At 53.2% G+C, this 22,622-nt stretch carries 21 protein-coding genes, 6 tRNA genes and 1 other RNA gene; 17 read left to right on the top strand and 11 right to left on the bottom strand.

Going from position 1 to position 22,622, the window contains the following annotated elements; translation table 11 throughout:
- Positions 1-263 precede the first annotated feature (263 nt).
- A complete protein-coding gene (locus AC236I_RS06890; protein WP_004865408.1) occupies positions 264-1,466 on the top strand; it encodes a NupC/NupG family nucleoside CNT transporter in 1,203 nt (400 codons plus the stop codon).
- Positions 1,467-1,508: 42 nt separating this feature from the next.
- On the opposite strand, the gene AC236I_RS06885 is transcribed toward AC236I_RS06890, so the two are convergent.
- The 3 genes from AC236I_RS06885 to AC236I_RS06875 all read right to left on the bottom strand — a co-directional run bounded on the left by AC236I_RS06885 (position 1,509) and on the right by AC236I_RS06875 (position 4,092).
- Positions 1,509-3,689, bottom strand: a complete 2,181-nt coding sequence (locus AC236I_RS06885; RefSeq protein ID WP_015583741.1) for a sensor domain-containing phosphodiesterase — start codon at positions 3,687-3,689, stop codon at positions 1,509-1,511.
- 211 nt (positions 3,690-3,900) lie between these two features.
- Positions 3,901-3,976: transfer RNA gene (locus AC236I_RS06880), tRNA-Ala, on the bottom strand.
- Positions 3,977-4,016: 40 nt separating this feature from the next.
- Positions 4,017-4,092 (bottom strand) — tRNA-Ala (locus AC236I_RS06875).
- 219 nt (positions 4,093-4,311) lie between these two features.
- On the opposite strand from AC236I_RS06875, the gene AC236I_RS06870 reads away from it, so the two are divergent.
- Entirely contained in the window at positions 4,312-4,665 is a 354-nt protein-coding gene (locus AC236I_RS06870; RefSeq protein ID WP_004865414.1) for a YfeC-like transcriptional regulator, read from the top strand.
- A gap of 4 nt (positions 4,666-4,669) precedes the next feature.
- On the top strand, positions 4,670-5,062 hold the full coding sequence (locus AC236I_RS06865; protein WP_015583740.1) for a YfeC-like transcriptional regulator: 393 nt from the start codon (positions 4,670-4,672) through the stop codon (positions 5,060-5,062).
- 60 nt (positions 5,063-5,122) lie between these two features.
- On the opposite strand, the gene gltX is transcribed toward AC236I_RS06865, so the two are convergent.
- Complete coding sequence (gltX, locus tag AC236I_RS06860; protein ID WP_004865422.1) at positions 5,123-6,541, bottom strand: glutamate--tRNA ligase; 1,419 nt, start codon at positions 6,539-6,541, stop codon at positions 5,123-5,125.
- Positions 6,542-6,800: 259 nt separating this feature from the next.
- On the opposite strand from gltX, the gene AC236I_RS06855 reads away from it, so the two are divergent.
- The 5 genes from AC236I_RS06855 to AC236I_RS06835 all read left to right on the top strand — a co-directional run bounded on the left by AC236I_RS06855 (position 6,801) and on the right by AC236I_RS06835 (position 7,480).
- A tRNA-Val gene (locus AC236I_RS06855) sits at positions 6,801-6,876 on the top strand.
- A 42-nt stretch (positions 6,877-6,918) separates the two neighbouring features.
- A tRNA-Val gene (locus tag AC236I_RS06850) sits at positions 6,919-6,994 on the top strand.
- A 46-nt stretch (positions 6,995-7,040) separates the two neighbouring features.
- Positions 7,041-7,116, top strand: a tRNA-Val gene (locus AC236I_RS06845).
- A gap of 4 nt (positions 7,117-7,120) precedes the next feature.
- Positions 7,121-7,196, top strand: a tRNA-Lys gene (locus AC236I_RS06840).
- A 159-nt stretch (positions 7,197-7,355) separates the two neighbouring features.
- Positions 7,356-7,480: non-coding RNA, RtT sRNA (locus AC236I_RS06835), on the top strand.
- 56 nt (positions 7,481-7,536) lie between these two features.
- Here AC236I_RS06835 and AC236I_RS06830 read toward each other — a convergent pair.
- Positions 7,537-8,463, bottom strand: a complete 927-nt coding sequence (locus tag AC236I_RS06830; RefSeq protein ID WP_004865428.1) for a LysR family transcriptional regulator — start codon at positions 8,461-8,463, stop codon at positions 7,537-7,539.
- 89 nt (positions 8,464-8,552) lie between these two features.
- Between AC236I_RS06830 and AC236I_RS06825 the strand changes: the two genes are divergently transcribed.
- Positions 8,553-9,551, top strand: a complete 999-nt coding sequence (locus AC236I_RS06825) for a bile acid:sodium symporter family protein (protein ID WP_487608723.1) — start codon at positions 8,553-8,555, stop codon at positions 9,549-9,551.
- Here AC236I_RS06825 and AC236I_RS06820 read toward each other — a convergent pair.
- The 3 genes from AC236I_RS06820 to zipA all read right to left on the bottom strand — a co-directional run bounded on the left by AC236I_RS06820 (position 9,548) and on the right by zipA (position 12,892).
- Positions 9,548-9,766, bottom strand: a complete 219-nt coding sequence (locus tag AC236I_RS06820; protein ID WP_004865436.1) for a DUF3820 family protein — start codon at positions 9,764-9,766, stop codon at positions 9,548-9,550. The genes AC236I_RS06825 and AC236I_RS06820 overlap by 4 nt on opposite strands.
- Position 9,767: 1 nt before the next feature.
- Positions 9,768-11,783 (bottom strand): NAD-dependent DNA ligase LigA, encoded by a 2,016-nt coding sequence (ligA, locus tag AC236I_RS06815; RefSeq protein ID WP_004865440.1) that lies wholly within the window; start codon positions 11,781-11,783, stop codon positions 9,768-9,770.
- A 74-nt stretch (positions 11,784-11,857) separates the two neighbouring features.
- Positions 11,858-12,892 (bottom strand): cell division protein ZipA, encoded by a 1,035-nt coding sequence (gene zipA, locus AC236I_RS06810; protein WP_015583739.1) that lies wholly within the window; start codon positions 12,890-12,892, stop codon positions 11,858-11,860.
- Between the two features lie 230 nt (positions 12,893-13,122).
- Here zipA and cysZ point away from each other — a divergent pair, with 230 nt between their 5' ends.
- The 5 genes from cysZ (at position 13,123) to crr (ending at position 18,016) form a co-directional block, all read left to right on the top strand.
- The gene (cysZ, locus tag AC236I_RS06805; RefSeq protein ID WP_004865446.1) at positions 13,123-13,884 is read left to right on the top strand and encodes a sulfate transporter CysZ; all 762 of its coding nucleotides are present in this window, start codon (positions 13,123-13,125) and stop codon (positions 13,882-13,884) included.
- Between the two features lie 199 nt (positions 13,885-14,083).
- Positions 14,084-15,055, top strand: a complete 972-nt coding sequence (gene cysK, locus AC236I_RS06800; protein ID WP_004865450.1) for a cysteine synthase A — start codon at positions 14,084-14,086, stop codon at positions 15,053-15,055.
- Positions 15,056-15,434: 379 nt separating this feature from the next.
- Positions 15,435-15,692 (top strand): phosphocarrier protein Hpr, encoded by a 258-nt coding sequence (gene ptsH / locus AC236I_RS06795; protein WP_000487600.1) that lies wholly within the window; start codon positions 15,435-15,437, stop codon positions 15,690-15,692.
- Positions 15,693-15,736: 44 nt separating this feature from the next.
- On the top strand, positions 15,737-17,464 hold the full coding sequence (ptsI, locus tag AC236I_RS06790; RefSeq protein WP_484636851.1) for a phosphoenolpyruvate-protein phosphotransferase PtsI: 1,728 nt from the start codon (positions 15,737-15,739) through the stop codon (positions 17,462-17,464).
- A gap of 42 nt (positions 17,465-17,506) precedes the next feature.
- On the top strand, positions 17,507-18,016 hold the full coding sequence (gene crr, locus AC236I_RS06785; protein ID WP_003861316.1) for a PTS glucose transporter subunit IIA: 510 nt from the start codon (positions 17,507-17,509) through the stop codon (positions 18,014-18,016).
- A 42-nt stretch (positions 18,017-18,058) separates the two neighbouring features.
- Here crr and AC236I_RS06780 read toward each other — a convergent pair whose 3' ends face one another.
- Positions 18,059-18,298: a cytoplasmic protein gene (locus AC236I_RS06780; protein WP_487608722.1), complete on the bottom strand. Its 240-nt coding sequence runs from the start codon at positions 18,296-18,298 to the stop codon at positions 18,059-18,061.
- Positions 18,295-19,161, bottom strand: coding sequence for a pyridoxine/pyridoxal/pyridoxamine kinase (gene pdxK, locus AC236I_RS06775; protein WP_004866083.1), 867 nt, complete (start codon positions 19,159-19,161; stop codon positions 18,295-18,297). The genes AC236I_RS06780 and pdxK overlap by 4 nt, the downstream gene beginning before the upstream one ends.
- 82 nt (positions 19,162-19,243) lie before the next feature.
- Here pdxK and ptsJ point away from each other — a divergent pair, with 82 nt between their 5' ends.
- From ptsJ to AC236I_RS06760, 3 genes are read left to right on the top strand one after another with little or no spacing between them, the layout of a single operon-like run.
- Entirely contained in the window at positions 19,244-20,539 is a 1,296-nt protein-coding gene (gene ptsJ, locus AC236I_RS06770) for a MocR-like B6 salvage transcription factor PtsJ (protein WP_487608721.1), read from the top strand.
- A 14-nt stretch (positions 20,540-20,553) separates the two neighbouring features.
- The gene (locus AC236I_RS06765; RefSeq protein WP_048025196.1) at positions 20,554-21,270 is read left to right on the top strand and encodes a type 1 glutamine amidotransferase; all 717 of its coding nucleotides are present in this window, start codon (positions 20,554-20,556) and stop codon (positions 21,268-21,270) included.
- Between the two features lie 15 nt (positions 21,271-21,285).
- Positions 21,286-21,687, top strand: a complete 402-nt coding sequence (locus AC236I_RS06760; RefSeq protein WP_004866092.1) for a YybH family protein — start codon at positions 21,286-21,288, stop codon at positions 21,685-21,687.
- Here AC236I_RS06760 and cysM read toward each other — a convergent pair.
- A complete protein-coding gene (gene cysM, locus AC236I_RS06755) occupies positions 21,684-22,595 on the bottom strand; it encodes a cysteine synthase CysM (protein ID WP_182924984.1) in 912 nt (303 codons plus the stop codon). The two genes, AC236I_RS06760 and cysM, sit on opposite strands and share 4 nt — an antisense overlap.
- Between the last annotated feature and the right edge of the window lie 27 nt (positions 22,596-22,622).

The raw sequence follows: 22,622 nt of genomic DNA, 5'->3' as shown, positions 1-22,622 counted from the left end.
ATTATTGCTTTGATAGGGGGGAACGATAGCGGCTAACAACGAAAAAAGTGGCATTGATGAATTTGCATCTCGCCAGATCACAGATTAGTACAATCTAAGCAACTTTTAAAACCTTTACGCTACATAACAAAAATGTATGTTTGATCACTAATTTGGTGATTAGTCACAGTTCATTGCAATAGTGTGGATTTGATCTCGTTTTCTTTGGTCTTGTTACATAGAATGTGCACAGAAATTTAACCTGCCTCATATTTGGAGCAAATATGGACCGCGTCTTGCATTTTATCCTCGCGATCGTAGTGGTGGCTATACTGGCCCTTCTGGTCAGCCATAACCGTAAACAAATTCGTATTCGTTATGTTATTCAATTACTTGTCATTGAAGTTTTGCTGGCATGGTTCTTCCTGAACTCTGATATCGGTCTGGGTTTTGTGAAAGGCTTCTCCGAGATGTTCGAAAAACTTCTCGGCTTTGCAAACGAAGGGACAAACTTTGTTTTCGGCAATATGAATGACAAAGGCCTGGCTTTCTTCTTCCTGAAAGTTCTCTGCCCTATCGTCTTTATCTCTGCGCTGATCGGGATTTTGCAGCATATTCGTATCCTGCCTATCGTCATTCGCGCCATTGGTACCGTGCTGTCCAAGATTAACGGCATGGGCAAACTGGAATCATTCAACGCCGTCAGTTCCCTGATTCTGGGCCAGTCAGAAAACTTTATCGCCTATAAAGATATTCTGGGCAAAATGTCGCGCAACCGGATGTACACCATGGCTGCGACCGCGATGTCGACCGTCTCCATGTCTATCGTCGGTGCCTACATGACGATGCTGCAGCCTAAATATGTCGTAGCTGCGCTGGTGCTCAACATGTTCAGTACCTTTATTGTCCTGTCGCTGATTAACCCGTATCGCGTCGAAGAAAGCGAAGAAAACCTGCAGATGTCCAACCTGCATGAAGGTCAGAGCTTCTTTGAAATGCTGGGTGAATACATTCTGGCAGGCTTTAAAGTTGCCATTATCGTTGCAGCCATGCTGATCGGTTTCATCGCCTTGATCTCCGCGCTGAACGCCCTGTTCGCTACCGTTACCGGCTGGTTTGGCTACAGCATCTCCTTCCAGGGGATCCTTGGCTACATCTTCTATCCGGTTGCCTGGGTGATGGGCGTACCGGCAGGGGAAGCGCTGCAGGTGGGCAGTATTATGGCCACCAAACTGGTTTCGAACGAGTTTGTGGCGATGATGGATCTGCAGAAAATTGCCAGCACGCTCTCTCCGCGCGCTGAAGGCATTATCTCTATCTTCCTGGTCTCCTTCGCCAACTTCTCCTCTATCGGGATTATTGCCGGGGCGATTAAAGGTCTGAACGAAGAACAGGGTAACGTGGTTTCCCGCTTTGGTCTGAAGCTGGTTTACGGCTCGACTCTGGTGAGCGTGCTCTCGGCGTCTATTGCCGCGCTGGTTCTGTAAGCTGACAAGATAATAAAAAAGCCGGGGCTTGCCCCGGCTTTTTTACGTCTGCAGCTCACTGAGCGGCCGCGGCCTGCCGATTAAATATCCCTGCAAATAGTCGACGCCTAATGCCAGCAGTTTCTCTTTTTGCTCTTCCGTCTCGACGTACTCCGCCACCACCGTCATATTTTTAACTTTCGCCACTTCAATAATGGATTTAATCATAATCGCATCCAGCGGGTCGCTCTCGAGATCGCGAACAAAGCAGCCGTCAATCTTTACGATATCCGCCTGCAGGCGCTTCAGGCGTTCGTAGTTGGCATAGCCCGTACCAAAATCATCAATGGCGATAGCGCAGCCAAAATCGCGCAGCAGCTGAATGTTATGCATACTCCCTCCCGCATCGCTGAACGCCTGCTCTTCGGTAATCTCGATGGTAATGGCCTCCGGTGACAGCTGATAACGTTTAAACAAGGCGATAATCTGCGCGGCGCTATCATTTTGCATCAACGTGTAAGGCAGCAAATTAACGGAAAAATGTTGTCCCGGATATTGATACAGCGTGCTGAAAAGCATCTCCAGCACCAGCATGTCAAAACGCTGGCTCAGGTTGAACTGAACAATCAGCGGAATAAACTGGTCCGGCGTCATCATCAATTGGCCGCATCGCATCCGCGTCAGGATTTCATGATACCCCTCGCCCGCCGAATTCTGGATGGGCTGAGCATACAGCTCAATATCGCGTTCATTCAGCGCCCGCTTCACCTGGGTTAACATCCGAACCTGCTCGCTGGTTTGGTCAGAAACCTGCTCTTGCGCGGCGTCCAGCGCCAGCACCTGCCGTCCGTTCCCCGCCTGTTCTGACAGCCAGCTCAGTTGGCCCAGCATGGGATGCAGGTCTTCTTCGATACCGCGATGTCTTGCCCACGCCGCGCCAAATTCCAGCTCCAGCGTTTGATTATGCCAGCTGAACTTCTTGTGATTCAGCATCGCCACCATATGGCCCAGCCGCGCGGAAGGCTCTGGCCCGCCTAAAACCAGTAATAACTCGCTCCCCGGCAGCTGGAAGAGTTCATCCCTTTCCCCCAGCAGCGGCCGTAGCTTGCTGGCAATTTGCTGTTTGCAATGCACCCGCATCATCATGCCGTAATGACGACTGAGAAAATCCAGGTTAGCGATCCGTAAGCTGCTGATGACGAAATCAGCATCCTGGCGTAGATAGCATTCCAGCGCACGCAGATTCGGGAGCCCGGTTAATGGATCTTCCTGGGCCTGATCCCGCCATCTGAGTTTAATCCGTTCGTTCTGACCGTAAATATCTACCATATAAAACAAACAGATGGTAAATGAGATCAGCACGGAAAGCACAAATGACAGAGAGTATTCAGTCTGGACACCCTGCAGAAAATTTCGATTATAGGCAACGAGTAAAAACGCCGAAACGGACCAGGAAATACGAATTAATACATGGCCCAGGCGGCTAATGCCGATAAAATAGAGAATGAAAATAAGTGGGACTAAATAGCCTGCAATATAGTCAGCTTCATAGGGGGCGCAAAGCACCAGTAATATAGTCGCCAGCGCCATAAACCAGTACAGAGTAAATGCCCGACGCTCACGGGTAAACCACGGCTGGCAATGACGCCGCCAGAATAATTTAGCGTAACGTGGACTGATAATCATCCGCATTGGGTAATAAAAGAAGGTAGTAAATATTAATGCAGCGCTGATCAGGCTTTGTATATCAATAATGGTATATACAGCCGGCATCCCTTTGAAATAACTAGAGATAGCCAGCGGAAATGAGAAAAACACACCAACCAGATACATCGTCAGTTTCATTAACATCGGTGCAAAAAAACCGCCCCAGAAAATCCGCGTCCCCATATGTTTTGCCGTCAGCCCACTGCGCCAGGTTCTGCCAATCAGCATTCTGACAATCGCGCAGGACACCAGCACTGAGAATAGCTGGCAAAATAGCAGCAGCACCGACTGTAAGACCGTCAGGGGAAGGATGATATGATTAGTAATAGCAAAAGAAATAATTAATGGGGCGATTGCGTAGCGGCCAAAAATAAAGATAACAGCGTACATCATACTTAATGGCAGCCAGGCGAGAAAAACCTGATTTCCGTCGACAATAGTCAGAGGTGAAATAAATCTGGCTATTGGGATCGAAATTAAACAAACTACCAACGCAAGTAACGTTTTTCTAATATTAATGTTAAAGTTATCAATCATTATTGTTAATAAAAACTCCGGCGCTGGGCAATGCTGTTTTATATTAAATAAAATACTAAAGGGGATAATAAATTCAGGCAAGAAAATAACCTGAGGAAGAATCTTAAATTACATAGAATTCTAATGGCTGTAAGTTTACTGACTTAACCAGAAAGTGCTTTACATTCGCGATGGCAAAAAAAAACCCCCGCCGTAGCGAGGGTTCTGAATTTGGTGGAGCTAAGCGGGATCGAACCGCTGACCTCTTGCATGCCATGCAAGCGCTCTCCCAGCTGAGCTATAGCCCCACAAAGTGTTTTACGAACCAAACCTGATGGGAACAGAGTTTGGTGGAGCTAAGCGGGATCGAACCGCTGACCTCTTGCATGCCATGCAAGCGCTCTCCCAGCTGAGCTATAGCCCCGAACCGTAAAACGTGTCGTGTTGACGGGCGGCATAATATGAATTCCTTCGTCAGGTGTCAACGGCAAAATGAAGCCTCGCAATTTGATCGCTGAAAAAGCAGGCAACTCGCTGACATTGCGAGCCTTATCGCAGGTAGACGTTAAACATGTCACTCTTTCGCGTAAAAGGATGCTATAACATGAGCAACTAATTCCCACATTTTTACTCAGGAAATAGTATGCTCAAGGAACGAATGACACCTGAAGAAATTGCGCATCTTACCGGGTTCAGCCGGCAGACAATCAATAAATGGGTACGTAAGGAGGGATGGCAAACATCACCTCGTCCCGGCGTGCAGGGCGGTAAAGCGCGTCTCGTACACGTTAATGAGCAGGTCAAAGAATTTATTCGCAGCGCACAGCGCGTGGCGGAACCCTCCCCTTCTTATTCTCCGGCAGAAAACGACCTTGAACCCTTGCTGCTGACGCTCAGTAAAGAGATGACTCCCGGGGAACAAAAACAGCTGATGTCGCTACTGTTGCGCGAAGGTATTCGCGGGTTGCTCCAGCGACTGGATATTCGTGACCAGTAATATAATGATGAAACTAAAAGATAAAATGACGCCGGCAGAGCTGGCAGATTGCCTTGGTCTGGCCAGACAAACGATTAACCGCTGGGTCAGAGAACAAAAATGGCGCACCGAGACTATTCCCGGCGTAAAGGGTGGCCGCGCTCGCCTGATCATTATTGATAAGCCGGTCCTCGATTTTCTGGCCAATATTCCGGCACTCCGTCATCTGCTGACCGAGCATCAGCTGGCAGAACCGTCCAGCCACTATTTTGTTAACGATGCTGGCGCTATCTGGCGACAGATTGCCGAAACGCTGCATCTGATGACGACTGAAGAGCAGCAGCGCCTGCGGGACCTTCTCGCCCGTGAAGGAATCAGTGGGTTCTTGTCACGTCTCGGTATTGCCAGTCAGAAATAGGTAAAAAAAACGGCAGGATATACCCTGCCGCTTCGTTACGCTTCGAGGAGCAATTCTGAATCAGGATTGCTGGCTTTCGCGTTCTGCAATAAAGGTCAGCGCTTTATTGATACGCTCTACGCTGCGGGATTTACCGATCGCATGTACAGTCACATCAAGAGCCGGTGACTGGCCTGCCCCGGTCACTGCAACGCGCAGCGGCATCCCGACTTTACCCATCCCGACTTCCAGCTCATCCGCCGTCGCCTGAATAGCATGGTGAACATTTTCTGCTGTCCAGTCAGTGATCGCGGCCAGTTTATCACGCACGACTTCCAGCGGCTGACGAGCAACCGGACGCAGGTGTTTCTTCGCCGCGTCCGCATCAAACTCGTCAAACTCCTCGTAGAAATAACGGCAGCTTGCCGCCATCTCTTTCAGCGTTTTGCAACGTTCACCCAGCAGAGTAACCAGTTCAGCCAGCTGCGGACCGTTACGGGTATCGATATTTTCCTGCTCAATATGCCACTGCAGATAAGTCGCTACGTATTCCGGCGCCATCGAATTAATATAGTGATGGTTCAGCCACAGCAGTTTATCCGTGTTGAATGCGCTGGCCGATTTGCTTACCGCTCCCAGGGAGAACAGCTTGATCATCTCTTCACGGCTGAAGATCTCCTGATCGCCGCTGGACCAGCCCAGACGCACCAGGTAGTTCAGTAGCGCTTCCGGCAGGTAGCCATCATCGCGATACTGCATGACGCTCACGGCACCGTGACGTTTGGAGAGTTTCTTACCGTCATCACCATTAATCATGGAAACGTGGGCATATACCGGGACCGGGGCGTTCAGCGCTTTCAGGATATTGATCTGACGCGGGGTGTTGTTGATATGATCTTCACCGCGGATCACGTGGGTGATCTCCATATCCCAGTCATCCACAACCACGCAGAAGTTGTAGGTCGGAGAACCATCGGTACGACGGATGATCAGATCGTCAAGTTCCTGGTTGCTGAATTCGATTGGCCCACGGATCTGGTCGTCAAAAATAACGGATCCGTCCTGCGGGTTAGCAAAACGTACGACGCAAGGTTCGTTATCGGCATGATGTTCATGGCCGTGGCGGCAGCGTCCGTCATAACGCGGCTTTTCACCGTTTGCCATCTGCTCTTCACGCAGCGCGTCCAGACGTTCTTTGGAGCAATAGCATTTATAAGCGGTACCCGCTTCCAGCATTTCATCAATGACGGCGTTATAACGGTCAAAACGTTTGGTCTGGAAGTACGGACCTTCATCCCATTCCAGATTCAGCCAGTTCATCCCATCCATGATGGCTTCAATTGCTTCCGGCGTTGAGCGTTCAAGATCGGTGTCTTCAATACGCAGTACAAACTCACCGTCGTTATGACGAGCAAAAAGCCAGGAATAGAGAGCAGTACGCGCGCCGCCAACGTGCAGATAGCCTGTCGGGCTGGGCGCGAAGCGAGTTTTGATTTTCATGAAATGGCCTTACGTTTAATAAAGATGCCGACAACCGGCAGAGTCCGTGGGTATTTATGGGTGAATATTCTAACACCGTGGGCTGATTCCTCAATGTTGTTCAGGTCTGAACGTCACGCTTTGCTATTTTTGTTTATAAATCATGCTCCGCGGATGCTTTTGCGATCGTTTTGGCTAATTTTACGACGAACAAACAAATTATTTAGAAAAGGCGTTGACTCATTTTCAACTCTCCCTATAATGCGACTCCACACAGCGGGGGTGATTAGCTCAGCTGGGAGAGCACCTCCCTTACAAGGAGGGGGTCGGCGGTTCGAACCCGTCATCACCCACCACTACTTATGTAGTCTCCGCCGTGTAGCAAGAAATTGAGAAGTGGGTGATTAGCTCAGCTGGGAGAGCACCTCCCTTACAAGGAGGGGGTCGGCGGTTCGATCCCGTCATCACCCACCACTTTCTCGCCAGCTGGATTTCTTGTTAAAATGTGAAGTACCGAAGTGGGTGATTAGCTCAGCTGGGAGAGCACCTCCCTTACAAGGAGGGGGTCGGCGGTTCGATCCCGTCATCACCCACCACTTCGGGTCGTTAGCTCAGTTGGTAGAGCAGTTGACTTTTAATCAATTGGTCGCAGGTTCGAATCCTGCACGACCCACCATATTTAGAAAAAAGCGCCTTCAGGCGCTTTTTTCGTTTCTGAGCATCATGCCCGACCGTGCAGGATGAGAACCTGCGGCGACCCGTAGGGCGAGTCTCAGGATGGGACGAGTGGTATCCTGCACGACCCACCATATTCAGAAAAAAGCGCCTTCAGGCGCTTTTTTCGTTTCTGAGCACCATGCTCAACCGTGCAGGTTCGAGTCGAGCAAAGCGAGACAACGGAGTCGCTCGCGGCGACGGCCCGAAGGGCGAGCAAAGCGCGTTATCCTGCCCGAGCCACCAGCCCTATCCCTCACTTTAGTTTCTGTATGCCACGCTCGCCGCCACTGAAGCACGCTTCACCGCTGATACAGCGGATCGTCAGTTCTGCCCGCGGTCAGCGTATTTCCCTCTTCACGCACGACTTCCCATAACGCCTGCGCGGCGGTAGAGAGTGAACGATTTTTACGCTGCGCCAGCATCAGCTGACGCTCAACAACCGGAGTGAGTCGCTTGACCCGCAAATGGTTGCCTTGAGGCAGCGGTAGCGCCAGCGCCGGTAGAATGCTGATACCAATACCTGACTCCACCATCGGAAACAGCGTAGCCGGATGCCCAATCTCCTGCACAATATTGGCATCAATGCCAAAGCGCGCCAGCGCGGCATCAATCAGCGGCCGACTGCCGGAGGCGTAATCCTGCAATACCAGCCGCTGGCCGTGAAGCTCCTGCCAGTTCACCGATACTCTTTCGGCAAAAGGATGATCCTCCCGACATAAAAGCAAAAAAGGTTCCGCCAGCACCGTCTCACATTGCAGATCGGTCGCCGCACCGGGATCGATAACAATACCGAAATCCACCTCCCCCTGGCGGATACTTTCCAGCACCCACTGCTGCGGACGATCGTGCAGCACAAAGTCGATCTCCGGATAACGTTGGTTACTATGCGCAATACATTGTGGGATCAGATGCGCTGAAATCGTCTGGCTGGCGGCCACCCGTACGGTTCCGGTTAACTGCTGTCCGACCCGTCCGGCATCACGCAGCGTGCTGTTCAGTTCATCCAGCAGCCGCTCAAGTCGACCGGCCAGCTGCTGTCCCGCCTCCGTCAGCACCACCTCCCGGGTCGTACGATCGAGTAAACGAACGCCGGTCTGGTGTTCCAGCTCTTTTACGCTATGACTGACCGCAGACTGACTAAGACCAATGATCTCCCCTGCCCGGCTGAAGCTTTTTGCTCTGGCGACGGTGACGAAGACCTTCAACTGACGGAGCGAATAATTCATATTGTTTATTCATGAATGGATGCAATAAATTAATTTTATTTCTCAAAATAGAAAAAGCACAATAGCGATATCGATTTTCAGGAGCGTTTATGAAACTTTTCCGCATTCTTGATCCCTTTACTCTGACTCTTATCACCGTTGTGCTGCTGGCCTCTTTTTTTCCGGCCCGCGGCGGTTTTGTTCCCTTCTTTGAAAATTTAACCACCGCCGCCATTGCGCTGCTGTTTTTTATGCACGGGGCGAAACTCTCCCGCGAGGCCATCGTCGCCGGCGGCAGCCACTGGCGTTTACACCTGTGGGTTATGTGCAGCACGTTTGTGGTATTCCCTGTTTTAGGCGTGCTGTTTGCCTGGTGGGCGCCGATTAATGTCGACCCTGCGCTGTATACCGGATTTATCTATCTCTGCATTCTGCCTGCGACCGTTCAATCAGCCATTGCCTTTACCTCGCTGGCAGGGGGTAACGTCGCGGCGGCCGTCTGCTCGGCATCGGCTTCAAGTCTGCTGGGGATATTTATTTCGCCGCTATTGGTCGGTCTGCTGATGAACCTGCACGGCGCCGGCGGCAATCTGGAACAGGTCGGTAAGATTATGCTGCAACTTCTGCTGCCGTTCGTTCTTGGCCATCTCTCTCGCCCATGGATTGGCGACTGGGTTGCCCGGCATAAAAAGTGGCTCTCAAAAACCGACCAGACTTCGATTCTGCTGGTGGTCTATTCCGCATTTAGCGAGGCAGTAGTGAACGGCATCTGGCATAAAGTCGGCGTCGGCTCGTTACTCTTCATCGTGGTCGTCAGCCTGGTTCTGCTGGCTATCGTGATTGCCATTAATATCTTCGTCGCACGCAAATGCGGCTTTAATAAGGCCGATGAAATCACGATTGTTTTCTGTGGTTCGAAAAAGAGCCTGGCAAACGGGATACCGATGGCCAACATCCTCTTCCCGACGTCGATTCTGGGGATCATGGTGCTGCCGCTAATGATCTTCCATCAGATTCAGCTGATGGTGTGCGCCGTTCTGGCACGACGCTATAAACGGCAGGCTGAAGCACGGCTGGCGCAGGAGAAAACCCGCGCCTCTGAGGCTTAACGAGGCTTCTTCAAGGGCTGGACCAGCTGGGTCAGCCCTTCTGTTTTAATCAACAAAGTTAATGCCATCAGCTCGCCAAGATGGCCGGCAGGAAACTGGTCTTTACGGGCAAACCACAGCAAATACTCTTCCGGCACATCAATCAGGCGACGGCCTTTGTATTTACCAAACGGCATGTCCGTATTAGCAATCTCAATGAGCTGATCCTTATCCACCTTATTCTCCCAGCAGCCGCAGCATTTCTGCTTCATCAATGACGGCGATGCCCAGCTCCTGCGCTTTAGCAAGTTTAGAGCCCGCCGCTTCGCCGGCAATCACCAGATCCGTTTTCTTCGAGACGCTGCCGGCGACTTTTGCCCCCAGCGCCATCAGCCGCGCCTTCGCATCATCGCGAGAAAGCTGGCTGAGACTGCCGGTCAGGACAACCGTTTTACCGGCAAACGGGCTATCAATCTCCTCGGCATTGACCACCACCGGCGCAGGCCAGTTGACCCCTTCCGCGCGGAGCTGCGCGATCACATCGCGGTTGTTCTCTTCAGCAAAGAAGTGAAAAACGTGCGTGGCCACGACAATTCCCACATCCGGCACTTTTTGCAGCTCCTCAATAGTAGCCTGCTCCAGCGCTTCAATCGTGGCGAAATAGGCCGCCAGCCCCGCTGCCGTTGCTTCACCGACCTCGCGAATACCTAATGCGTAGAGGAAACGAGCAAAGGTGGTTGCTTTTGATTTTTCCAGGGCATTAACCACGTTTTGTGCTGATTTAGGCCCCATTCGATCCAGACCGGTGAGTTTCCCGGCGGTTAAGCGGAAGAGATCTGCCGGAGTGTGGACGTACTCTTTCTCAACCAGCTGGTCGATAATTTTATCCCCCATGCCCTCCACATCTAACGCGCGGCGGGAGACAAAATGTTTTAGCGCTTCCTTACGCTGCGCACCGCAAATTAACCCGCCGGTACAGCGCGTTACCGCCTCGCCTTCGACCCGTTCAACATCAGAATTACACACCGGACAATGGGTCGGGAAGACGATCTCTCGCGTCTCCTCCGGGCGATCGGAGAGTACGACGTTGACGACCTGAGGAATCACATCCCCCGCGCGGCGAATCACCACTTTATCGCCAATTCGCAGCCCCAGGCGCTCTATTTCATCGGCGTTGTGCAAAGTAGCATTGCTCACCAGAACACCGGCCACATGCACCGGCTCCAGGCGAGCCACCGGCGTGATGGCTCCGGTACGCCCTACCTGAAACTCGACGTCGCGCACAAAAGTCATTTGCTCCTGCGCCGGGAACTTAAACGCCACCGCCCAGCGCGGCGCACGGGCCACAAATCCAAGCTGTTCCTGAAGCGCCAGAGAATCGACTTTGATGACCACACCATCAATATCAAAACCTAAATTCGGACGGTCTTCTTCAACTTTACGGTAGTAAGTAAGCACTTCCTCTGGGGTATGGCAGAGCGTTACCCGGTCGCTAACCGGCAGCCCCCATGCCTTAAACTGCTGCAGACGGCCGGAATGGCTCTCCGGCAGCTCACCGCCAGTCAGCGCGCCCACGCCGTAACAAAAGAAAGTAAGCGGTCGCTTCGCCGTAATTCGCGGATCGAGCTGACGCAGAGAACCTGCCGCCGCGTTTCGTGGGTTAGCAAACACTTTCCCTCCGGTACGGCGGGCCTCTTCATTAATTTTTTCGAAGCCGGCCTGCGGTAAGAAGACCTCGCCGCGAACTTCCAGCCGTTGTGGAATATTGTCGCCACGCAGTCTCAACGGGATGGCGCGAATTGTCCTGACGTTGGCGGTGATATCTTCGCCGGTGGTGCCATCGCCACGGGTTGCCGCCTGAACCAGGACGCCGTTTTCATACAAAATGCTGACCGCCAGCCCGTCCAGCTTTAGCTCACAGCAATAGATCAGGTCATCACTGCTCTTGAGTCGATCCTGAACGCGCTTGTTGAAGGCAAGGAAGCTCTCTTCATCAAAGACGTTATCCAGCGACAGCATCGGAACCTCATGGCGGACCTGGCTGAATGACGCCAGCGGCGCCGCGCCCACGCGTTGGGTTGGAGAATCAGGGGTAATCAGATCCGGATGCTGAGCTTCGAGCTCGCGCAGTTCGCGCATTAACCGGTCATATTCCGCATCGGGAATCTCCGGGGTATCCATAACGTGGTACAGATATTCATGATGGCGAAGCGTGGTTCGCAGTTCAGTTAGTTTTTGTTCGATCGGTTCCATATCACACCATCAATGATAAAAAACCCCCGGCAGGCGGGGGTTCTGGATTGGTAGACGAAACGCCGGGGAATAAATCAGGCGTTAGCCTCTTTAACTTCACGAATACGGTCCTGATATTCGCGCAGTTTTTGCGGGGTCATCATCCGACGCTGATCGTCCAGCACCACACCACCGACTTCATCGGCAATATACTGTGCAGATTGCAGCATCAGTTTAAAGTTTTGTAGCTCATCACCAAACGACGGCACCTGCATAAAGATCGTTACGCCAGGCGTAGTCATATCGGCCATACCATCAGGATTAAAGGTACCCGGTTTAACCATATTTGCCAGGCTGAACAGAACCTGACCGCTGCCGTCCGGACTGAGATGGCGATGAAAAATATTCATATCACCAAATTTAAAGCCCGCCTGCTGGATGCTGTTAATCAGCACTTCGCCGTTAATCTGCGTGCCCTGGTGCGCAGAAACGTTCATGACGATAACCGTTTCTTTGCGTTCTTTTGGCTGCGGCGCTGGCGCTGGCTGCTGAGGCTCGGAGACCTGCGGTTCAGCTGCCGGCTGAGGCTGTGCGGCGACAGGCTGCGGCGCTGGCTGCTGTACCTGAGCAGGCTGTTGCGGCGCACTCTGAACTACCGGCTGCTGAGGCGACTGCTGAGGCTGATATTGCGGCGGCACAGGCTGCTGTGGCGCGACAGGTTGCGGTGGCTGTTGCACCTGAGGCGACGGTACATGAGGCTGCGGTGCCTGATGCTGAACGGGCTGCTGCCGTACCGGCTCTTCCGGACGCACAGGCTGCTGCACCTGACGCTCGTAAGGAGGCTGGTATTGGTGTTGCGGCGGCGCCTGACGAGGTGCTTCTTGCTCCCCATGCACGCCATTTGGGGCGTGGTTAACCCGGTGAACGCGAACTTCACCTACGCCTTCAACATCGTCATCAAAGTCATCGTTCTCAGACTCTTCGTCATCGCGAGACTTCATACGTTTCAGTGGGCGATCGCGAAACATCGAGGAACGTTCTTTACGGCTGGTCCAGAAACCGTGTACCAGTAAAGCGAGTATGGCGATCGCGCCAACAATGATTAATATCAGACGCAAATCCTGCATCATTATATTCTCTGTTGTTCTAACACCTTGCCACCACGGCAAACATTTACTCACTAAGAGTATTTGCCGATTACGTCGAGTGCAAGTGTGTCTACCGCTTTCACTACATAAAGATGAACTAAATCGTGCTTTTTGCTGTTTTTTCGAACATTTCCTAACTGGTTATTGTCTGACAACCCGATAAAATAAGCGGGCATTCAGTTAGGATGTCAAAAGAGGAGCATCGCCTGACCATGGTTTCAACATCCGCATCTACCCCGCGTAGCGGCGTCTACTATTTTTCGCAGGGCTGGAAACTGATCGGGCTGCCGGGGATTCGTCGTTACGTCTTTCTGCCTCTGTTAGTTAACATCATTCTGATGGGCGGCGCCTTCTGGTGGCTGTTCACCCGCCTGGATAGCTGGATCCCATCCTTAATGAACCATGTTCCGCAGTGGCTACAATGGCTGAACTATCTGCTGTGGCCCATCGTGGTCATCTCTATCCTGCTCGTGTTCGGGTACTTCTTCTCGACCATCGCCAACTGGATTGCCGCGCCGTTTAGCGGCCTGCTCGCAGAGCAGCTCGAAGCTCGTCTGACCGGCGCCACGCCGCCGGACGTGGGCGTTTTTGGCATCATGAAAGACGTGCCGCGCATTATGAAGCGTGAGTGGCAAAAGTTCGCCTGGTACCTGCCGCGTGCAATCGTACTGCTGATACTCTATTTTATTCCCGGAATTGGCCAGACGCTGGCGCCGGTACTGTGGTTCCTGTTTAGCGCGTGGATGCTGGCGATTCAGTACTGCGACTACCCCTTCGACAACCACAAAGTGCCGTTTAAAACCATGCGCGAAGCGCTGCGGACCCGTAAAGTCACCAATATGCAGTTTGGCGCGCTGACCAGCCTGTTCACCATGATCCCGGTCCTCAACCTCGTTATCCTGCCGGTGGCCATTTGCGGCGCAACGGCCATGTGGGTCGATTGCTATCGCGATAAACACGCCATGTGGAAATAGCACCCTCTCCTTGTGCCCAGTGCTTCAGGCCAGCAAACGCGTGGCCTGAAGCACAGCGGCTATATACCGCGCCTTATTCCTTCTGGCTTACCATTATTTCCCTTCCGAATATAGATATGCTAAATCCTTACTTCCGCATATTCTTTAAGCGGGTATGCTGAAGCCGTAATCCCAAATTTCATACAGTTAAGGACGGGCCATGAGTAAGATTTTTGAAGACAACTCCCTGACTATCGGCCACACGCCGTTAGTACGACTGAACCGAATCGGTAACGGGCGCATCCTGGCAAAGGTTGAATCACGCAACCCGAGCTTTAGCGTAAAATGCCGAATTGGTGCCAATATGATTTGGGATGCCGAAAAACGCGGTGTACTGAAAGCAGGCGTTGAGCTGGTTGAACCGACCAGCGGTAACACCGGTATCGCTCTCGCCTACGTTGCGGCAGCGCGCGGTTATAAGCTGACGCTGACTATGCCGGAAACCATGAGTATTGAACGTCGTAAGCTGCTGAAAGCACTCGGCGCGAATCTGGTACTGACCGAAGGCGCGAAGGGCATGAAAGGCGCGATTCAGAAAGCAGAAGAGATTGTCGCCAGCAACCCGGAAAAATATCTGCTGCTGCAGCAATTCAGCAACCCGGCAAACCCGGAAATTCATGAAAAGACCACCGGCCCGGAAATCTGGGAAGATACGGATGGCCAGGTGGATGTCTTTATCTCCGGCGTCGGCACCGGCGGTACGCTGACCGGCGTGAGTCGCTATATTAAAGGCACGAAAGGCAAAAAAGATCTGATCACCGTGGCGGTTGAACCGACCGACTCCCCGGTTATCGCTCAGGCGCTGGCGGGCGTTGAGCTGAAGCCAGGTCCGCATAAAATTCAGGGCATCGGTGCCGGCTTTATTCCAGGCAACCTGGATCTGAAGCTGGTTGATAAAGTGGTGGCTATCACCAACGAAGAAGCTATCTCCACCGCACGTCGTCTGATGGATGAAGAAGGTATTCTGGCCGGTATCTCATCCGGCGCGGCCGTCGCTGCGGCGCTTAAGCTCCAGGAAGATGAGGCCTTTACCAATAAGAATATTGTGGTTATCCTACCCTCTTCAGGTGAGCGTTATTTAAGCACCGCGCTGTTTGCCGATCTCTTCACCGAGAAAGAACTGCAACAGTGATGCCAGCTCGTTAGCATCGTGTAAAAAAGCACCTTTTCAGGTGCTTTTTTGTGGCATACGTCAAAGTTTTACCCCTCCTGGCATTGATTCACCGCGTAGGGTCTGGTATTTAACCAACACATTTATTTTGATGCGCGAAATTATTCATAATCGGATTTCCGTAAGCTGAATCGATTTTATGATTTGGTTCAAGTCTTCCTTTCGCTGCATAATGTTTAATGACGTGCCAGACGTCCACGGCCAGATGGTCTTCACAGCGAACACGCTGCTGACACCTTAGCCAGACACGTAATGCCGGCGCTAACAATACAGGCTAAAGCCTGGCCGTTAGGCTAGACTTTAGGTCCACAACACTAAACCTATAAGTTGGGGAAATATAATGTTCCAGCAAGAAGTTACCATTACCGCTCCGAACGGTCTGCACACCCGCCCTGCTGCTCAGTTTGTTAAAGAAGCAAAAGGCTTCACTTCTGAGATCACTGTAACCTCCAACGGCAAAAGCGCCAGCGCCAAAAGCCTGTTCAAACTGCAGACTCTGGGCCTGACTCAGGGTACCGTCGTGACTATCTCCGCTGAAGGCGAAGATGAGCAGAAAGCAGTTGAGCATCTGGTAAAACTGATGGCTGAACTCGAATAAGTTCACGGGTTCTTTTTAATATCAGTCACAAGTAAGGTAGGGTTATGATTTCAGGCATTTTAGCATCCCCGGGTATCGCTTTCGGTAAGGCTCTCCTGCTGAAAGAAGACGAAATTGTCATCGACCGGAAGAAAATTTCTGCCGATAAGGTTGATCAGGAAGTCGAACGTTTCCTGAGCGGCCGCGCCAAGGCCTCCGCCCAGCTGGAGGTCATCAAAACCAAAGCTGGTGAAACTTTCGGTGAAGAAAAAGAAGCCATCTTCGAAGGGCACATCATGCTGCTGGAAGATGAGGAGCTTGAGCAGGAAATCATAGCCCTGATTAAAGATAAGCAGATGACTGCCGATGCGGCAGCAAATGAGATTATCGAAGGTCAGGCCACTGCCCTGGAAGAGCTGGATGATGAATACCTGAAAGAACGTGCGGCTGACGTACGTGACATTGGTAAGCGCCTGCTGCGCAACATCCTCGGCCTGGCTATCATCGATCTGAGCGCGATTCAGGAAGAAGTGATTCTGGTTGCCGCCGATCTGACTCCGTCGGAAACCGCACAGCTGAACCTGAACAAGGTGCTGGGTTTCATCACCGACGCCGGGGGCCGTACCTCCCACACCTCTATCATGGCGCGTTCCCTTGAACTGCCTGCCATCGTGGGCACCGGTAGCGTCACCAACCAGGTGAAAAACGGCGATTATCTGGTCCTTGATGCGGTGAATAACCAGGTTCTGGTTAACCCGACCAACGAACAAATCGAAGAGCTGCGTAAACTGCAGATTCAGGTCGCTGAAGAGAAAGCAGAACTGGCTAAGCTGAAAGATCTGCCGGCGATTACGCTGGACGGACATCAGGTTGAAGTCTGCGCCAACATCGGTACCGTACGTGACGTCGATGGCGCTGAGCGCAACGGCGCAGAAGGCGTCGGTCTGTACCGTACAGAATTCCTGTTCATGGACCGCGATGCGCTGCCGACTGAAGAAGAGCAGTTTGCCGCCTATAAAGCGGTTGCCGAAGCGTGCGGTTCTCAGGCCGTTATCGTTCGTACCATGGACATTGGCGGCGATAAAGAACTGCCGTACATGAACTTCCCGAAAGAAGAAAACCCGTTCCTGGGCTGGCGTGCCGTACGTATCGCGATGGATCGTAAAGAGATCCTGCGTGACCAGGTACGTGCCATCCTGCGCGCCTCCGCGTTCGGTAAGCTTCGCATCATGTTCCCGATGATCATCTCTGTTGAAGAAGTGCGTGCGCTGAAGAAAGAGATTGAGATCTACAAGCAGGAACTGCGTGACGAAGGTAAAGCATTCGACGAAAAAATCGAAGTCGGCGTGATGGTTGAAACACCAGCCGCGGCAACGATTGCCCGTCATTTAGCGAAAGAAGTCGATTTCTTTAGTATCGGAACCAATGATTTAACGCAATATACTCTGGCAGTTGACCGTGGTAATGATATGATTTCACATCTTTACCAGCCAATGTCGCCATCTGTACTGACGCTGATTAAGCAAGTCATTGATGCTTCTCATGCCGAAGGCAAATGGACTGGCATGTGTGGTGAGCTTGCGGGCGATGAACGTGCTACACTTCTGTTGCTGGGTATGGGGCTGGACGAATTCTCTATGAGCGCCATTTCCATCCCGCGTATCAAGAAGATTATTCGTAACACGAACTTCGAAGATGCGAAAGTATTAGCAGAGCAGGCTCTTGCTCAACCGACAACGGACGAGTTAATGACGCTGGTTAACAAGTTCATTGAAGAAAAAACAATCTGCTAATCCACGAGATGCGCGGCCCAAATTACTGCTTAGGAGAAGATCATGGGTTTGTTCGATAAATTGAAATCTCTGGTTTCTGATGACAAAAAAGACTCCGGAACTATTGAGATTGTTGCTCCGCTCTCTGGCGAGATCGTCAACATCGAAGACGTGCCGGATGTGGTTTTTGCGGAAAAAATTGTGGGTGATGGCATTGCCATCAAACCTACCGGCAACAAAATGGTTGCGCCGGTAGACGGTACCATCGGTAAAATCTTTGAAACCAACCATGCATTCTCTATTGAATCGGATAGCGGCATTGAGCTGTTTGTTCACTTCGGTATTGATACCGTTGAACTGAAAGGCGAAGGCTTCAAACGTATTGCCGAAGAAGGTCAGCGTGTGAAAGTGGGTGACCCGGTCATCGAATTCGATCTGCCGCTGCTGGAAGAGAAAGCCAAGTCGACCCTGACTCCGGTTGTTATCTCCAACATGGACGAGATCAAAGAGCTGATCAAACTCTCCGGTAGCGTTACCGTGGGTGAAACCCCGGTCATTCGCATCAAGAAGTAATTCTTGCCGCAGAAAAAATGGCGCCCTATGGCGCCATTTTTTTTACAGGATGGATTTTACCGGCCGAAAGCATTTCTCCCGGGAGAGTATCTTCATCCCCTCTGGCCCACTTTCCAGAATCCGCCGTTCGCTATCTGAAACCAACAGATCGCACTGGTATCCACCGGTGACGCCAAACAGCGACCGGGCCACGCAGACATCTTCCAGGGCCTCATTACCGGCGGTCTCAAAATAACCAACAATACGCCCCTGCTGACGTACAACTAAACGATAGCTCTTCATGCTGTGACCTCCGGCGGCGGCAGGATCAGCTCATCACAGCCTTGCCGATCGGTCCAGGTCATCACTGCCAGCACCCGCTGCGCCGCAGCCTGCGTCGCCGCTCCCAGCGTCAGCCCCGACACCAGGCCGCTAATCAGCTCGGCGCAAAACAGGTCGCCGGTACCTTTCAGATCCGTTTCAACGCGCGGATGGACCACTACCTCAACCGAATCAGCCGTTACCACCAGAACGTTAATCGTCGCGCTGTCCATTCCCGGGGCGCTGGTAATCACGACCCACTTCAGCGAGTCGGATAACAGACTACGCGCGGCAGCGATGGCCTCCTGCTGATGGCGGCAGGGCATTCCGCTCAGCGTTTCCAGTTCGAACAAATTTGGCGTTATCCCCTGCGCCAGCGGCAGCAGATGAGTACGATAGGCATCCGGAATCTCCGCCTTCACGTAGATCCCGCTGTCGACATCGCCAATGACCGGATCAACAAGAATACAGAGCTGCGGGTGAGATTCGCGGATCCGGCGTAACCACTGCGCCAGGCGTTCTATCTGTACCGCGCTGCCCATATATCCCGTGGTCACCGCCCGCAGTTCACGCAGCGCGTCACGCTCCTCCAGCGCCTGCAGGTAACCCACAAACCACGCTTCCGGAATCACTCCGCCATAGAACGTATCGTAGTGTGGCGTGTTACTGAATAGCACGGTCGGCACGGCCATCACCCGCAGTCCATGCTGTTTAATGGCCGGCACCGCGATACTGTTACCGACGCTGCCGTACACGACCTGCGATTGCACGGCGACGATGTCGACCTGCAGCGCCCGGCTCTTATCGTTGAAGAGTACCGATTGTATTTCGTCTTGTTGGCCCATCCCTTCTCCCCCCGCTGGACAGCGGGTCATACTCTGATTATCATTCGTCCTATGCTAAAATTCATTTTGTCATAGGTCAATAATGATCGTTGGAAAAACCGCCAGTGAAATTTTTGATAACATCCGTCATCTGATACAAAGCGGAGTATTAAAACCCGGAGAAACGCTGCCTCCGGTTCGTGAGCTGGCTGCTGAACTGACGGTTAACCGCAACACCGTCGCCGCGGTCTATAAACGGCTGGTCACCTCCGGGCTGGCCGTCAGTCAAGGGCGCAACGGTACCGCCATTAAATCCGCGAATGCTCCCCTGCCGCAGGAAGGCGGAGACCCCTCGTCGCCACTCAGAGATATCTCCGGTGGTAACCCGGATCCCCGCCGCCTGCCGGATCTCGCTCGCTATCTGAGTCAGCTCTCGCTGACCCCACACCTGTACGGCGATGCCGCCGTGGAACCTAAGCTGGCGGCCTGGGCGCAGCGCTGGATGCACCAGGACCTGGGAATCCATGCTGAGATTAACCTGACCAGTGGCGCCATCGATGCGCTGGAGCGGCTGCTTTGCGCCCTGCTTCTGCCCGGCGACGGCGTGGTTGTTGAAGACCCCTGCTTCCTCAGCAGTATCAATATGCTGCGCTACGCCGGATTCCATGCCTGTCCGGTGGCAGTTGACGGAGAAGGGATGTTGCCTGACGAGCTGGAACTGGCCTTACGCAGCGGCGCGCGAGCCGTCATTCTGACCCCGCGCGCGCACAACCCGACCGGCTGTAGCTTCAGTGAAGCCAGGGCAGCGGCTATTCGCGAGATACTGGCTCATTACCCGCAGGTGCTGGTGATTATTGATGACCACTTCGCATTGTTATCGGCAACGCCCTGGCACTTCCCTCTGCCCGCCACCACTCAGCGCTGGGCGCTGGTGCGCTCCCTGTCAAAAACGCTCGGGCCGGACCTGCGTCTGGCGTTTGTTGCCAGCGATAGCACCACCTCGGCAGCGCTACGTCTGCGGCTCAACGCCGGCAGCCAGTGGGTCAGCCATCTGCTGCAGGGCTTTGCCTTTGCCTGCCTGAATGATAGCGTCTTTACTGCCTCGCTGGCGGAGAGTCGTCGCCATTATCATCGGCAGAATGAAAAACTGGCCGCGGCCCTGACCCAACGCGGTTTTCCCCCTTTCCCTCCGGGAGATGGCCTCAATTTCTGGCTGCCGCTAACGGAGCCGAGCCAGCCAATCGCCCTGCGCTTAGCCCGCGCCGGCTGGTTAGTCCGCGAAGGTGAAGCGTTCGGTATTCACACGCCATCGCACGGTCTTCGGCTATCGCCGGGAACGTTAAGCGATGATGAGATTGAGCGCCTGGCTGACGATTTACACCTCGTTCTACAACCCTGACCGGAGTGACGTCTATGCAAATTCATTTTATCGTCCACGAACATTTTGAATCACCGGGAGCCTGCCTCCACTGGGCACAGGATCGGGGCTACACCATCGGCTGGTCACGGGTATACGCCGGCGATCCGCTGCCGGCAAACGCCGATGGCTTCGATATGTTGGTGGTGCTCGGCGGCCCGCAGTCACCACGTACTACGCTGGCGGAGTGTGCTTATTTTGATACACATGCTGAACAAAATCTTATTGCCCAGGCCATCGCCGCCGGGCGAATTGTCATCGGCATCTGTCTTGGCTCACAGCTGATTGGTGAAGCGCTGGGCGCCCCCGTCATGCAAAGCCCGGAAAAAGAGATCGGCCACTACCCTGTCACCCTCAGCGTAGAGGGTTTACGTGACCCGAATATCGCTCATTTTGGCCCTGCTCTGGTCGTGGGACACTGGCATAACGATATGCCCGGCATGACGCCGACGGCAACGGTGCTGGCCGCAAGCGAAGGTTGCCCGCGACAAATTGTGAAATATGGCGACCGGGTATATGGTTTCCAGTGCCACATGGAATTTGACGCAGAGGTCATTGAACGGCTCATCACCCATTCGCAGGAGGAGCTTGAGGCGGCAAAAGGCCGGCGTTTTATCCGTTCCGTACAGGAGATGCGCAGCTGGGATTATCGCGAGATGAACCAAAAGCTGTGGACATTTCTCGATAATCTGGTGACCCATTATCGGCACTAACCCCGGAGGGTATTCATGGTAAACCCGCAGCTAAAAGCCGTCATTGAAGCGTGCGACCGCGCAATATCGCAGGAAGACTACGATACGTTAATGGACTACTACGCGGAGGATGCCCTGCTGGTGGTGCAGCCAGAACGGCTGGTGAAAGGTAAGGAGAACATCCGCAAAGCCTTTCTCGCCATTGCCGACTATTTTCAGCACCGTCTGGTGGTGACACAAGGCAGAATGGAGATACTGGAAGGCGGCGACACTGCGCTGGTGATTATGGAAACCCGGCTGGATATCCCGACTCCGGAGGGAGGCACCACCCAGGTCACGCGCCGCGCCACCTATGTTTTTCGCCGGCAGGAGCAGCGCTGGCTGTGTACCGTAGATAACTCCTACGGTACCGACCTGCTGGACTCGCCAGCCCGTTAAATCCCCGCCCCCTGGCTGAAGTGCTCTTCGCCAAAAACCCCGGTAGACAGGTAGCGATCGCCGCGATCGCAGACGATCGCCACCACTACCGCGCCGGGATTTTCACGCGCGATACGTAATGCGCCGGCCACCGCGCCGCCGGAGCTAACGCCGCAAAAAATACCTTCCCGTACCGCCAGCATACGCATGGTGTTTTCCGCATCCTGCTGGTGAATATCCAGCACCGCATCAACCAGCGAAGCATTAAAAATCCCCGGCATATACTCTGCCGGCCAGCGCCGAATACCCGGAATGCTGCTGCCCTCTTCCGGCTGCAGTCCCACAATACTCACCGGCTTATCCTGTTCACGCAAAAAGCGGGATACGCCGGTGATGGTGCCGGTAGTGCCCATACTGGAGACAAAATGGCTGATTCGCCCGGCGGTCTGCTGCCAGATTTCCGGTCCGGTGGTGGTGTAATGCGCATAGGGGTTATCCGGATTATTGAACTGATCCAGCAGTTTCCCTTCGCCACGCTGCGCCATTCCCGCCGCCAGATCGCGCGCGCCCTCCATCCCCTGCTCTTTGGTGACCAGAATCAGCTCGGCACCGTAGGCCAGCATCGCGGCCCGGCGCTCCTGGCTCATGTTGTCCGGCATCAGGAGCTTCATCTGATAGCCTTTCAGCGCGGCAATCATCGCCAGCGCGATACCGGTATTCCCGCTGGTGGCTTCAATCAGGACGTCGCCAGGCTTTATTTCACCGCGTTTTTCGGCTTCAACGATCATTGAAAGCGCGGCGCGGTCCTTTACTGAACCCGCCGGGTTATTGCCTTCCAGTTTGACCCAGATTTCACTGCCATTGTCCGGTCCCATGCGCTGAAGCTTGACCAGAGGGGTATTACCGATGGTGTGTTCAAGTGTATTCACGATTTTTACTCAATAAAAAAGCCGGGT

The organism is Klebsiella sp. Sb-30, from assembly GCF_057652795.1.
The sequence above is the reverse complement of the archived record's forward strand: the minus strand, read 5'-3'. Positions and strand labels throughout refer to the sequence as shown.

What these genes read in the sequence shown, in the direction of transcription:
- AC236I_RS06780 (WP_487608722.1), bottom strand. Translation starts at nt 18,298, where the DNA reads ATGAAGAGCTATCGTTTAGTTGTACGTCAGCAGGGGCGTATTGTTGGT.
- gltX (WP_004865422.1), bottom strand. Translation starts at nt 6,541, where the DNA reads ATGAAAATCAAAACTCGCTTCGCGCCCAGCCCGACAGGCTATCTGCAC.
- zipA (WP_015583739.1), bottom strand. Translation starts at nt 12,892, where the DNA reads ATGATGCAGGATTTGCGTCTGATATTAATCATTGTTGGCGCGATCGCC.
- AC236I_RS06830 (WP_004865428.1), bottom strand. Translation starts at nt 8,463, where the DNA reads ATGAATTATTCGCTCCGTCAGTTGAAGGTCTTCGTCACCGTCGCCAGA.
- crr (WP_003861316.1), top strand. Translation starts at nt 17,507, where the DNA reads ATGGGTTTGTTCGATAAATTGAAATCTCTGGTTTCTGATGACAAAAAA.
- AC236I_RS06760 (WP_004866092.1), top strand. Translation starts at nt 21,286, where the DNA reads ATGGTAAACCCGCAGCTAAAAGCCGTCATTGAAGCGTGCGACCGCGCA.
- AC236I_RS06825 (WP_487608723.1), top strand. Translation starts at nt 8,553, where the DNA reads ATGAAACTTTTCCGCATTCTTGATCCCTTTACTCTGACTCTTATCACC.
- AC236I_RS06890 (WP_004865408.1), top strand. Translation starts at nt 264, where the DNA reads ATGGACCGCGTCTTGCATTTTATCCTCGCGATCGTAGTGGTGGCTATA.
- ligA (WP_004865440.1), bottom strand. Translation starts at nt 11,783, where the DNA reads ATGGAACCGATCGAACAAAAACTAACTGAACTGCGAACCACGCTTCGC.
- ptsH (WP_000487600.1), top strand. Translation starts at nt 15,435, where the DNA reads ATGTTCCAGCAAGAAGTTACCATTACCGCTCCGAACGGTCTGCACACC.
- AC236I_RS06870 (WP_004865414.1), top strand. Translation starts at nt 4,312, where the DNA reads ATGCTCAAGGAACGAATGACACCTGAAGAAATTGCGCATCTTACCGGG.
- AC236I_RS06865 (WP_015583740.1), top strand. Translation starts at nt 4,670, where the DNA reads ATGATGAAACTAAAAGATAAAATGACGCCGGCAGAGCTGGCAGATTGC.
- cysZ (WP_004865446.1), top strand. Translation starts at nt 13,123, where the DNA reads ATGGTTTCAACATCCGCATCTACCCCGCGTAGCGGCGTCTACTATTTT.
- ptsJ (WP_487608721.1), top strand. Translation starts at nt 19,244, where the DNA reads ATGATCGTTGGAAAAACCGCCAGTGAAATTTTTGATAACATCCGTCAT.
- ptsI (WP_484636851.1), top strand. Translation starts at nt 15,737, where the DNA reads ATGATTTCAGGCATTTTAGCATCCCCGGGTATCGCTTTCGGTAAGGCT.
- AC236I_RS06885 (WP_015583741.1), bottom strand. Translation starts at nt 3,689, where the DNA reads ATGATTGATAACTTTAACATTAATATTAGAAAAACGTTACTTGCGTTG.
- cysK (WP_004865450.1), top strand. Translation starts at nt 14,084, where the DNA reads ATGAGTAAGATTTTTGAAGACAACTCCCTGACTATCGGCCACACGCCG.
- AC236I_RS06765 (WP_048025196.1), top strand. Translation starts at nt 20,554, where the DNA reads ATGCAAATTCATTTTATCGTCCACGAACATTTTGAATCACCGGGAGCC.
- pdxK (WP_004866083.1), bottom strand. Translation starts at nt 19,161, where the DNA reads ATGGGCCAACAAGACGAAATACAATCGGTACTCTTCAACGATAAGAGC.